We start from the raw sequence: 12812 nt of genomic DNA, 5'->3' as shown, positions 1-12812 counted from the left end.
CTTGCAGTAAGGAGTAACTAACCCTTTACTCTTCTTCGTGACGTTTTAGCCAATCACCGCATTTTATCTCGCGCAAACCATCAACAGACTTTTGATAAAGATAGATCCAAGCACTGCCATAAGGTGTTGAAATCAGTTGTCGCTTGTAATCTTGATCATTCTTTTTCAATTCATCAAGTTCTGTCAATATAGAAGGTGTTATTCGATAAACTTCACATTCTATTTCGCCATCACCTTCAACAACCGCAGGGTAAAACCCCAAATCATAGAGTTTATACCCAACTAATTTATGCTCACCTAATAGTTGTGCATAGGTCATCCAGTGATGGTTACCTTGGTTTTGCCGTAAACTACCATAAACAATAATTCGCATATAATTAAAACTCAAATTGATAAAGCAGATCTATTGCCTGATTCATACCAGACACGGCTTGTAAATACAACCTAGGCATCAAGCGATAACGTAGAGTTAACGTCGCTAGCGAATCAAAGATACCCACACCATATTTCACTTGTAGATCATTGGTTATCTTACCACTGACCACAACTTGTGAGTTGTCACCCACACCTTGTGTATCCAGCGCTAAATCTGAAACACCAAAGGTTTCACCAATGCGCCCGACAAGTTGACCACTTTGACCAACACCTAATCCTATCAGCATTGCTGTCATTTGTGCTGAATCTGCATCACCACTTTTATCTAATCCTTCGCCTCTTAACAAGTAAGATAATGCCTCTTGTTGAGTAAATGCAGGTTCAGAGAAAATTTCAACCTTAGGTTTATCAGCAAGCCCTGTTACTCGAACTCCAGCAATAACATTATTTGCGGTATTCTCAGGATTACGAATAGCTTCAATATTTAAGTAAGGCTGATCAACAGGCCCAGAGAATAAGATTTGCCCCTTACGTACTTGTAAATCTTGTCCATAAGCTTTGAATTCCCCTTTAGGGATATCAATTTGGCCATTCAAACCAAGCCCTTGTTTACTCTGGTCGACTTTAAGCATACCCGTCAATCTAGCTTTAAGTCCAAATGCGTCCAATGTCACATCATCACCAATATTAATCGCTAAATTGCTTTGAATTGGAATCGATGTTTCTTTTGGTGCAATAGGTTGTAAATCATCATTTAGCATGACTTCGTCTGAAGAAGCCGATACTGCAGATTCAGGTAGGTCTTGAACAACAATTCTAGCCCAAGGGATATCAATACGACCGTCTAGTTTAAGTAAATGTGGACCTGCTTCAAAAACTAAATCAGGATTCACATCAATACGTACCATAGGTGGTAGCGATACTCGTAATTTATTGCCATTAGCAGCAACAACCGCCCGCCATTCATCTAATTTACGCCAATCAGCATTACCAGTAAGGTTTAAGTAACCTTCAGGTGTTTCAATTCTACCGCCTAAATCAGAGGTTGCACCATTAAAGCTGATATCAACATTTCCTTTAGTGATATCAAATGGGATCCAGTGCCCAGCCACTTTTAATTGATTGATACCAAATTGACCAAATAATAATGGTGATTGTGCACTACCACCTAAACGTAATTGAGCGCCAATGCTTCCTTGCGCAATTTCACCTTTACCTAAGAAAGGCTTAATTAAGTCTAAAGTTAAGTTATCAATATCTACATTACCGGATAACTGACGTTTACGTTCAAGGTCTGAGACATGCACATTCCCTTTAAAATCACCATTGCCCACAATACTAATAAGCCACTGAAGTGATGCTTTACCATTATTAATGTCAGCATTAAGTGTGATTGCATCAAAATCTATTGGTAAAATAGTCCCTTCTAGATTTTGCTTTAATGCAACACCTTGCCCTTTAAGATTAACAGAGGCTTTAGGTAATCCACCTTTAGAATTCCACGTTGCCGTTGCATCTCCCGTAAACACACCTTTAAGTGATGTTTCTGGCGGTAAGAAGGGTTTTATCATGGCTAAATCAAAGCGTGTTAGCGTGATTGCAGCAGAGCCACTTTCGCCAACAGTAATCGCTTTAGGTACACACAACTGTGCATTTGGATTCACCCAGCAATGAGAACCAATGGTGACTTCTTGTTTTTCAGCTAACAAGTTAAGAGCCATTGCTTTATTTAAACGCCATTCACCTACTGGTGTATCAAATGCCGTGTTATTTAAAGTTCCTTTCCATTGCTGTTTTTCTTTATCAAATGAACCTGACAGTGTCAGCCCACCAGAAACGGGTTCACCTTCCACTTTTAGCGTTAATTTATGCTGTTTTTCAGTACCTGATGCGTTTAAAGCTAAATTTCTTATAATTAAATCAGCTTGTCTTAGCTGACGAGCTGTAATAGCAAGTTTGCCACCAATCTCTTTATCAGAGGTGACATCACCTTTTATTGTGACTGATTCAACGCTAACTTGGTCTTGCCATTTAATGCCTTGTGCATTTATGTCAGCAATAATTTTAGGTGTATTAATATCACCACGAATATTCACTTTACCTTTAATAACACCCGCTAATCCCGGAACTAAGCCATTTAAACCAGGTGCATTGATATTGGCGTCTAACGCCCATTTATCCCCTAAATGCCCTTCAATATCGAGGTTATTTTTACCTAAAATAAGTTTTAATTGGGGGATATTCCACTGACCCGAGTCATTACCATAAGCATTACCTCGAGCTTTAATTATGTTATTTTTAACACTGCCATCTAAGATAATTTCAGGAACTCGTAGTTGCCAACTTCCACCATACAGGCTTCCGGTTGTTGCTATACGACCATCGAGCTTAGCGGGAACATCTGGGTATTGTTTTGCTGTATTAATTCCTGAAATGGTTAATAACGCATTCCAGCTAATGGCTTTGCTCCAATCCGCAACCCCGGTGATATCGGCATGGCCTTGCAAGGCAGCTAAACGTAGGCGTGTTAACTCTATTTTCTCTTCATTACCTTTCGCATCCAGCGTTAATTTGGCTGGCGGTATATCTTGTCCTTGAATATCCGAACGTAATGAAAGATCGTAATTATCTGTCTGACCATTAAGACGTAGCCTTGTACCATCAAGTTGATATTGCACATCACCTGTTAATGGCCAGCGTACCTTTTCACTTTCAAGGGTAAGTTTTAATGGTAAATGAGGCTTGGCTAATTCAGCTTGAGCATCAAGCGTTGCCGTCACCGCGCCCGTTAATGAAAGAGCCAGTTTTAATTCGTCTAGAATAGCACCTTGTAAAGATAAGGTGATTTTCTGATCTTTAAAATCTTCAAGTCCAACCACATCACGAATAGCACCATTAATATCAAGATTAACAGGCCACTGCTTATCCAATGTAATACCACCAGATAAAGTGATTTCACCCTCTGGAGCATCAACCGCAAATTGAGTAAGAGATATGTGTTTATCTTGGGTCTCAGCTTGCAAAACCAACTGATTAATAGTGACTGGTGTATCACCTGTAACTTGAAGTTGTTTCCCTTCAATACCTTCAATCTTCACATCAACAGGGATAATAATTTCAGGTAATTCAGCGAGTAATGGTTTTGCAAAAATCTCTTTAATCGTATCTGCTAAGGCTTTCTCTTTCTCTTCTTGTGTCGTTGGTTCAGCTTTAGGTTCAGCTATTGCTACCTGTTTTACCTCTTGTGCTACCGCTTCTATACTGCCTTCTTCAGGCGTTTTAGGTAACGCCACCAGCAAATTGTCAATAAGGGTAGATTTTAAGGTAACTTGGCGCCCTTCCCACTGAGCTGCGGTTTTAAAATCACTCAGCGATATCGCCATATCGTCAATTTTAACGTGGGTATTTTCTAATGAAAGTGAATTTAAGAAAATCGGTAGGGGTGCATTAAGCTCCGTTAAAGGTTCCGATGGCGGCGTTTCTTCAGAAGGAGGAAATGCACTGGTATCGACATTCACCACAACATCTTTTGTGCCTAAATTATCAATACAAACCTGTTTATCAGTTAGACACGCTAAACGTAACCCAAGTGATAACTCGCCGACATTAACGTTAATGCCCGGCATTTGGTATTCAACACCCGTTAAGTGCAGATCTTTCCAACCACCATTAACATCTTGAATTTCTAAACCTGGAACCCAACGAGCTGCGCTGTTAATTGCAAAGTGTAAGCCTGACTGTGTACCTAAAATCCACGCTATAGCGCCGAAAGTAAGCAGAATAATGATAAGGAGTGTAAGCGCAATCCATTTCAACCACTTCATCATAACTCTGCCCCTAATCCGATATAAAACTGGAGTCTACGTTTATCTACATCACTAACAGGTAATGCTAAATCAAATTTAATTGGGCCAACAGGCGATGCCCAACGAACACCCGCACCCGCACCTGTTTTAAAATCGCTTCGGGTGAAATCATTAACAGCTTCACCACTATCAATAAAGACTGCACTCCACCAGTTTCCAGTGACGTTATATTGATATTCGACTGAGCCGACTAACATTCTTGATGCACCCGTTAAATTACCTTTACCATCTTCAGGTGAAATACTTTGATATTTAAAGCCACGAACGCTTCTATCCCCCCCAGCGAAGAAACGTAATTCAGGAGGAACTCGCTCAAAAGCATTGGTTTCAATCCAACCGAAATGACCTCGGACTACAAAACGATGCCCTTCCCACGGTGTGCGGATCCAAACTTGTTGTGCTTGCAATGCAGCAAATTCAACATCAGAACCCCAAATTTTATTTGAGTAATCAAGCGAATAACGTTGGCTATCCCCCCAATATGGCATCATACCACCTCGTTGACGAACCCGACTGGCATTAACACCTGGATATAACAGCATGGTGGTATTAGTAACGTCACCTTGAGTAAAGTGGCTGAGGCTCCAACGCGTATTAATGCTGTATTGCCATCCTGTAGACATATCCCAGTTACGAGAAACATTCAGCGTTGTGGTATCAGAACGAGTGTCGTTCAAATCAGTACGTTTAAAACCACCTTGAACACCATAATATTGTTCTAATGGGTTTACTTTAAGTGGGATCTTATAATTTGCACCAATAGATTGCTCAGGTTGAGACAGGCTAATATTTGATGTCAGACTATGACCGCGAGAATTCATCCACGGTTTATCCCACTGCATATTAAGTCGAGGACCAACATCAGTTGCAAAACCGCCACCAAGTTCAACATAGTTTTGAGAACGTGGTGTTACTGTGGCATTCATGGGTAAAAGGTATGAACCTTCACTCCGTGCTTTAGCGATATCTGGCGTTACCATTGCAGAATTAAACCAGCCAGTTGCAGCTAAGCGTCGATTGAACTCAGCTAATTCTTCAGAAGAGTAATAATCACCTTCTTTAAAAGGGACGATATTTTGTAAGTAGTCTTCTCGTATTTGAGATCCGGTATAGTTCACTGTGCCAAAACGATAACGTTCACCGCTATTAAAAACGAAATCCCAATAAGAGGCATGCCGACCTAAAGAGACACCTAATTGGCTTTTTTCCATTTCTGCATCGAAATAACCACGACGAATAGCAAGTCCCGTCAATGAGCCTTTTAGCTTTTCATAATCACCGTGATTTAACACACTATCTAAAGGTGGTGTATTTTCTTTAATAACTTTAGCGTATTGCTCGTCTGTTTTTGCGCCACCTTCAAGTACAATATCAACACCTTTTAGTAAAACAGGAATACCTGGATTAACCTTCGCGGTTAACACCGAGCGTGCAGGAGGTGTATTTTCTTGGTAATCGAAAGTGATAGTAGGCTGATAGTAGCCTAAAGGCCGAAGCCCTTCTTGAATTGCTTTCTCAACACGCGCACGAAAACGCCCATCTGGTGCAACTTCTTCTGTTGTTATGTTTGATAGCTGCACTCGTGCATTCTTTTCGAGTTGCCCTTCTAAACCTTCCACTTTTAAACGCAAATTTGCCCCATAGGCAACAGGTGCAGCGAAAGACAGACAGAGAACGTAGATAACGGAGTATCTCGGCACGCTTTCTCCTCAATAGTATTTAGTCGATTTGATGATTTGACGACGGTCTATTATTAGCTTTATTGTAGATTTAGTTTATAACAATATTAAACCTTTACCATACTAAAGCGTTTACAAATATAAAAAATGGAGTCTACCTTGCAACATCGAGCTTACCAACCAGAGAATGCCTTCAAAGGTAATCTGACACCATTAGACATTTCTGCTTATCATGCAGTTAATGGACATCCCATCAAGACTTCCCCTCCAAATATGGAAACCGCTTATTTTGCTATGGGCTGTTTTTGGGGGGTAGAACGTCTTTTTTGGCAACAGCCTGGAATTTATACCACTAGTGCAGGATATAGCGGCGGCGTGACCGAAAACCCAACTTATGAACAAGTTTGCCAAGGTCGTACGGGTCATGCTGAAGTGGTAAAAATCGTTTTTGATCCCAACATTATTAGCTACCAACAATTGCTCACTCTCTTTTGGGAAAATCACAATCCTGCACAAGGAATGCGTCAAGGTAATGATATTGGTAGCCAGTACCGTTCGGCAATTTATACCTGTACGGCATCTCAATATCAGCAAGCAATAGAATCAAAAAAACGTTATCAACAAGCGATGCAACAACAAGACAATCATCAAGAAATCACGACAGAAATACAACCCACAGGCCCTTTCTATTTTGCTGAGGATTACCACCAGCAATACTTATATAAGAATCCACAAGGTTATTGTGGTTTAGGGGGGATTGGTATTTGTTTACCACCTGAAAACTAAAACTAAAACTAGCAGAAAATAGCAGGGTGATGATATAATCGCGCCCTCTTATCTGTCTTTGTGTCTATTTTTATTGAATAGTCTATCACAATATATTGATTTATCTTCTATTGTTAACACTCTGGTATTGCCCTTTAAATAAAATACTCCGGGTGATGTGAGCCTTATATGCTTAATAGTTTACTCATTGTGCTTTTGCTTTGTGCCATCAGCGCCTTTTTTTCGCTGTCTGAAATCTCTCTTGCAGCTTCTCGTCGTATTAAACTCAAACAACTGGTTGATGAAGGAAATATCAACGCAGCTCGCGTATTAAAAATGCAAGAAATGCCTGGTATGTTTTTTACTGTGGTACAAATTGGCCTTAATGCCGTTGCCATTTTAGCGGGTATTGTTGGTGAATCCGCATTTTCACCATCATTAAAAAGCTTTTTCTTACAATTTTTCGAAGAACCTCTTGCCCAACAATTGGGATCAATCTTCTCGTTTATTATCGTCACTTCAATGTTTATTCTTTTGGCAGACCTTACACCAAAACGAATTGGAATGATTAAACCTGAAGTGATTGCATTAAAAATTGTTAACCCAATGCGTTTTTGTCTCGCCTTCTTTCGTCCTCTTGTTTGGCTATTTAATGGTATTGCCGATCTTATCTTCAAATTATTTAAAATCCCGATGGTGAGAAATGAAGATATTACTTCTGATGATATTTTTGCCATTGTAGAAGCCGGTGCTGTTGCGGGCGTTTTACGTAAACAAGAACATGAGTTAATTGAGAATGTATTTGAATTAGAGTCACGTACTGTTCCGTCAGCCATGACCCCTCGAGAAGACGTTGTCTATTTTGATCGTGAAGAAACAGAAGACGATATTAAGCATAAGATTGCGACTCAGCCTCACTCTAAATTTTTAGTTTGTGAAGGTGATATCGACCATATTATTGGTTATGTCGATTCTAAAGAGCTACTTAATCGCGTTATTAATGGACAAAGTTTAAACTTAAACGAAGGTGTTCATATTCGCAAAGCGCTAATTATTCCCGATACTTTAACACTCTCAGATATGCTAGAGAGCTTTAAAACCTCTGGTGAAGACTTTGCTATCATTCTTAATGAATACGCGATGGTAATGGGCGTCATTACACTAAATGATGTGATGACAACACTAATGGGCGATTTAATTGGCCCTGGGCAAGAAGAACAAATTGTCAGTCGTGATGAGCATTCATGGTTAGTTGAAGGCGGAACACCTATTGACGATGTGATGCGAGCACTGGATATCGATGATTTCCCTGATTCCAGCAATTACGAAACCATTGCCGGATTTATGATGTATCGCTTACGTAAAATTCCAAAACGTACAGACTACGTGAAATTCTCTGGTTATAAATTTGAAGTTGTCGATATTGATAATTATAAAATCGACCAATTGTTAGTAACTAGAGTAGACGATACTCCACCGGTTAAAGCTGTTTTACAAGGACAAATGCCTGTAACTCAAACAACCACAACCGAAGTTGAAATGAGAACAGATAAGAATAAAACAGAGCAAGGTGATGTAAGAGAAAACAGTATCAATAAAAACAATGCAGGTGAGAACAAAGCGGAACATTAAACGCGGATAATATAAAACTAAACTTACCAAAAAAATAACTGAAGAAATTAATAACTGAGTCTTATCAAATTCACCCAAGATAAAGACTCAGTTATCTATCAGATAAAAGTTAGCCCATCTCTGCCTTAAGCAAAATAACCTGTTGGTTAACTTCACTCATCACATTAAAATGTAGCTTATCTTTTATTTTGGGTAGCAATATTTTACCGTAGTCGAATTCAAATGCGCCCATTCCTTTGATGTAAAACCGTCCACGAAATAATGTCTTAACGTAGAGAGCAATTTTTTCTGGGTTATAGCGGTTGAAGATTTTCATCTTTCAGTTAGTCTCCCATGCTCAGTTGTGAGTTTAATCAGTCATAAAGACCTATCAATATATATCAAATCTAAAGACCTAATTATAAGTACTAGGTTCCACTTATTTAGTTTTCTTATCTATTTTTACATTTATTGACACTAAAGCAGATAAATAGAAATAACTCTGACTCTATATTACACCTTATATGTTAAAAAAATGTATCTATAATCAAGTATTATTCGACACTACCTTCTATAATTAAATAGAAAGTAAAATCGATTTAAATAATAGGACAACGGCTATGCACAAGATAACTTTAGCTGCACTCTTACTCAGTGCATCAACATGGGCGTTTGCTCATAATATTACTGAAAACACTCAGCTTCCTGCTGTTATAGTCAGTGATAAAGGTGAATTACTTTATGACACTGCAACCAATAAGTTTAGCTACCAAAACTGGAATAGTGGTCTGCTCAGTGGAAAGGTTCGTACGGTGCAGCATATTGCTGGACGCAGCAAAGCTAAAGAAATGAATGCCCCTCTGATTGATGCGATAAAACAAGCTAAATTCCCACAAGGCAGCTATCAGACCACCACCATTATTAATACTGATGATGCTATTTTTGGTACTGGCCCTTTCGTTCGTGGCAGCGTTGAAGACAGTAAAAAAGAGTTTCCTTGGTCGCAATTTATTGTGGATGCCGATGGCTCTGCATTAAAAAGCTGGGGGTTAGCAAAAGAGAACTCAGCAATTGTTGTTCTTGATAAACAAGGTAAAGTGCGTTTTGTAAAAGAAGGCGTATTAAGTGGCGCTGAAATAACAACAGCAATCAATCTTATCAATGATTTAATTAAAGAATAATCGCTATTGTCATATCAGAGCCCGAATAAATTAAGGGCTCCGATTTAATCTAATTAACTCAAAAAATAGAGACTCTAAAGCCTGGATTTATCAGTGACTCTTTCGGAGTGTAATCTAGCGTTACTCCTTTCCAATCAGTAACATGTGCACCAGCCGCGATGGCAACTGCATGTCCTGCAGCTGTATCCCAAGTGTGAGTAGGCCCAAAGCGAGGATAGAGCTGAGCTTTACCTTCAGCCACCAGACAAAATTTTAACGATGATCCTACTGCAACAGTTTGATGAGAACCCAATTGAGATAAATACTCTTTTAATTCATCATCTTGATGCGAGCGGCTAATCACAATAACAGGTGGTTCAGCACGGCTGGCATGAATAGGGAGTCGCTGTCCGCACACTTCTTTCCAAGCTTGTTTATTCGCGGCTGCATAAAGTACGTTTTGCACAGGCGCATAAACTACGCCTAAAACAGGTATGCCATTTTCAATCAATGCAATATTGACGGTAAATTCACCATTTTTACTGATAAATTCTTTTGTTCCATCAAGTGGGTCGATAAGCCAATAACGTTGCCAATGGCGTCTAATTTCCCATTCGGGTGGATCTTCTTCAGATAGCTGAGGGATCTCAGGCGCAATTATCGCAAGTCCTTGTTTAATAATCTGATGAGCAGCGAGATCAGCTTCAGTGACAGGTGAATTATCACTTTTTTCCTCTACTTTTATTGGTGCTGATTGCTGATAAATATGCATTATTGCTACACCCGCTTGACGAGCTAATTCGCTGACTTGTTCTAACATGATGCACCTCTCTTGTTTCTATAAGAGTTAAAGTCTCCCTTATAAGAATCAATCACGCTAAATCTCTATTACCATTGTTTACTACAGTATAGAGACAAAAATAGCCGGAAAAACCGGCTATTTCTATTTGTTTTATCGTGAAAGATGAAATTATAAAATTTCGAGTAATTCCACTTCAAAAACTAATGTTGCGAATGGAGGAATAGCCGCACCAGCACCGCGTTCGCCATAAGCTAATTGGTAAGGAATATATAATTCCCATTTTGAACCTACTGGCATTAAAGTTAATGCTTCAATCCAGCCAGCAATAACGCCATTTACTGGGAATTCAGCGGGTTGGCCACGTTGTACTGAACTATCGAACACTGTGCCATCAATTAAACGACCGGTGTAATGAACACGAACGTGATCAGTTTTTGCAGGAATTGCACCTTCTCCCGCGTTCAGTACTTTATACTGTAAACCTGATTCCGTTACGTTAACACCTTCGTTTTTCACATTTTCTTCTAAGAAAATTTTACCTGCATCAGCAAGTTCTGCTTGGCGTTCTTGACGAACAGCTTCAGCACGCTCATGCATAGTACGTAATGCGTTATGTAGCGTTTCAACAGGTACAGAAGGTGCATTCCCTTCTAATGCATCGGTCAAGCCAGCTAACAGCGCTGCAGGCTCTAATCCTTGAAGACCTGACTCAGTTAGTTGTTGCCCAACTTGCAGACCAATACCGTAACTTGCTTGTGATTCAATAGAATCAAATGATGGTTTTGACATGAAAAATACCTGTTTTTTATGGATGTTAATGCCAAGAATAACAGTGGTAAGGTACAGCGTAAACCGCCAGCCTAAACTTATAACGGTTATTCATCGAAAACAGGGGTATTTTCTTCGCTTTATCACGTTTTTTTAATACTTTTAGCCGAAAAATTTCACTCTTTTTTTCACAACATTAAAACACAGGCATATAATTACAAGCAGGCATAAAACTACGTAGTCCTGTTAATTCAGTGCTAAATATCAATATATAAGTGTTCAAAGAGGTATTAAGTGAAGATAACTGCAAATCCCTATTTCCGTGAACAAGGTTATATTGATGGTCTTTGGTGTGATGCCAACAATAAAGACAAGGTAAATGTTATTGACCCTGCAACAGGTGCTCTTCTTGGTACTGTGCCAAATATGGCAACAGAAGAAGCAAAAGCCGCTGTCGATGCTGCACAAAAAGCATTACCTAAATGGCGCGCATTAACCGCTCATCAACGAGCAATCTTGTTGCAAAATTGGTTTAGATTAATCAGTGAAAATAAACGCACACTAGCTGAACTAATGACTTTTGAGCAAGGTAAACCCGTTTCTGAAGCAGAAGGTGAAATCACCTATGCCGCTTCTTTTATTGAATGGTTTGCAGAACAAGGTAAAAGAACAAACGGTGAGATAATTCCATCACCTTCTGCGGATAAGCGTTTAATGGTGATAAAGCAAGGCATTGGTGTCTGTGCGGCTATCACACCGTGGAACTTCCCTGCGGCCATGATCACCAGAAAAGCAGCTCCAGCATTAGCGGCAGGTTGTACTATGGTGATAAAACCTGCCAACGAAACTCCCTATACCGCATTAGCATTAGCAGAATTAGCCTCTCAAGCAGGTATTCCTGCTGGGGTAATTAATATCGTTACAGGTGACGCCATTAAAATTGGTGAAATATTCACCTCTGATAATCGTGTTCGCAAATTAAGCTTTACAGGTTCAACTGGGGTTGGTCGCTTATTAATGCGTCAATGTTCTGATAGCGTAAAAAAAGTTTCTCTTGAATTAGGTGGCAACGCACCTTTTATCGTTTTTAACGACGCGGATATTGATAAAGCCGTTGAAGGTGCTATGGGTGCTAAATTCCGTAATGCAGGGCAAACCTGCGTTTGTGCTAATCGTTTTTATATTCATAACGATGTATATACCCAATTCAGTGAACGCCTTGTTGCGGCCGTTAAAAAGCTCAAAGTTGGTAATGGCTTTGAAGATGGCGTGACTATTGGGCCTTTAATTAACCGTAAAGCAGTTGAAAAATCACGATCTTTACTTGCTGATACTTTAAAACGTGGTGCAACATTACTTTGTGGGGGTGAAGAGCATGCTGCAGGTGAAAATTTCTTTCAACCAACGGTTGTAGGCAACGTTCCTGCAGATAGTCACATTCTTGAAGAAGAGATTTTTGGGCCTGTTGCACCCTTAGTTATTTTTGAACATGAAGATGAAGTGGTGCATTTAGCCAATAATACTATTTATGGTCTCGCTGCTTATTTTTACAGTGAAAATCCACAACGTATTTGGCGCGTAGCTGAAAATTTAGAATATGGTATGGTTGGTATAAATACCGGATTAATTTCCAATGAAGTTGCCCCTTTTGGCGGAATTAAACAATCAGGTTTAGGCCGCGAAGGCTCAGAACACGGAATTGAAGATTACATGGAAATGAAATATCTCTGCCAAGGGCTATAACTCGTTTTTACTAAAAAATCCCTCGATATTTTTATCGAGGGAT

9 protein-coding genes and 1 pseudogene are annotated in these 12812 nt (G+C 39.5%); 4 read left to right on the top strand and 6 right to left on the bottom strand.

What is annotated here, in order from left to right; translation table 11 throughout:
• Positions 1 to 25: 25 nt before the first annotated feature.
• The 3 genes from PH4a_RS08415 to tamA are packed head-to-tail and all read right to left on the bottom strand — an operon-like array spanning position 26 to position 5941.
• Complete coding sequence (locus PH4a_RS08415; protein ID WP_064718612.1) at positions 26 to 373, bottom strand: gamma-glutamylcyclotransferase family protein; 348 nt, start codon at positions 371 to 373, stop codon at positions 26 to 28.
• Positions 374 to 377: 4 nt separating this feature from the next.
• Entirely contained in the window at positions 378 to 4202 is a 3825-nt protein-coding gene (gene tamB, locus PH4a_RS08410) for an autotransporter assembly complex protein TamB (RefSeq protein ID WP_129039125.1), read from the bottom strand.
• Positions 4199 to 5941, bottom strand: coding sequence for an autotransporter assembly complex protein TamA (tamA, locus tag PH4a_RS08405; RefSeq protein ID WP_129039123.1), 1743 nt, complete (start codon positions 5939 to 5941; stop codon positions 4199 to 4201). Before tamA ends, tamB begins: the two co-directional genes overlap by 4 nt.
• 126 nt (positions 5942 to 6067) lie before the next feature.
• Between tamA and msrA the strand changes: the two genes are divergently transcribed.
• Together msrA and paeA are read left to right on the top strand one after the other, a co-directional pair.
• Positions 6068 to 6706, top strand: coding sequence for a peptide-methionine (S)-S-oxide reductase MsrA (gene msrA, locus PH4a_RS08400; RefSeq protein WP_064718609.1), 639 nt, complete (start codon positions 6068 to 6070; stop codon positions 6704 to 6706).
• Between the two features lie 168 nt (positions 6707 to 6874).
• Positions 6875 to 8245, top strand: a pseudogene (gene paeA / locus PH4a_RS08395) (polyamine export protein PaeA); the annotation flags it as partial.
• A 181-nt stretch (positions 8246 to 8426) separates the two neighbouring features.
• On the opposite strand, the gene PH4a_RS08390 reads toward paeA, so the two are convergent.
• Positions 8427 to 8633: a DUF1107 domain-containing protein gene (locus PH4a_RS08390; protein ID WP_036939412.1), complete on the bottom strand. Its 207-nt coding sequence runs from the start codon at positions 8631 to 8633 to the stop codon at positions 8427 to 8429.
• A gap of 283 nt (positions 8634 to 8916) precedes the next feature.
• Between PH4a_RS08390 and PH4a_RS08385 the strand changes: the two genes are divergently transcribed.
• Positions 8917 to 9477 carry a YtfJ family protein gene (locus PH4a_RS08385; RefSeq protein ID WP_129039121.1) on the top strand — a complete coding sequence of 187 codons (561 nt, stop codon included), beginning with the start codon at positions 8917 to 8919 and terminating at the stop codon, positions 9475 to 9477.
• Positions 9478 to 9535: 58 nt separating this feature from the next.
• Here the strand turns inward: PH4a_RS08385 and cysQ are convergent, their stop codons facing one another.
• Together cysQ and bamJ are read right to left on the bottom strand one after the other, a co-directional pair.
• On the bottom strand, positions 9536 to 10276 hold the full coding sequence (gene cysQ / locus PH4a_RS08380; protein WP_129039119.1) for a 3'(2'),5'-bisphosphate nucleotidase CysQ: 741 nt from the start codon (positions 10274 to 10276) through the stop codon (positions 9536 to 9538).
• A 150-nt stretch (positions 10277 to 10426) separates the two neighbouring features.
• A complete protein-coding gene (gene bamJ, locus PH4a_RS08375; protein WP_064718606.1) occupies positions 10427 to 11047 on the bottom strand; it encodes a BamJ family beta-barrel-assembly machinery protein in 621 nt (206 codons plus the stop codon).
• A gap of 273 nt (positions 11048 to 11320) precedes the next feature.
• Between bamJ and PH4a_RS08370 the strand changes: the two genes are divergently transcribed.
• Positions 11321 to 12769, top strand: coding sequence for an NAD-dependent succinate-semialdehyde dehydrogenase (locus PH4a_RS08370; protein WP_129039117.1), 1449 nt, complete (start codon positions 11321 to 11323; stop codon positions 12767 to 12769).
• The last annotated feature ends 43 nt before the right edge of the window (positions 12770 to 12812 follow it).

Origin of the sequence: Proteus hauseri, assembly GCF_004116975.1 — a bacterium.
In the GTDB taxonomy this organism is placed as follows: Bacteria; Pseudomonadota; Gammaproteobacteria; order Enterobacterales; family Enterobacteriaceae; genus Proteus; species Proteus hauseri.
This window is presented reverse-complemented; position numbering and strand designations above follow the sequence as displayed.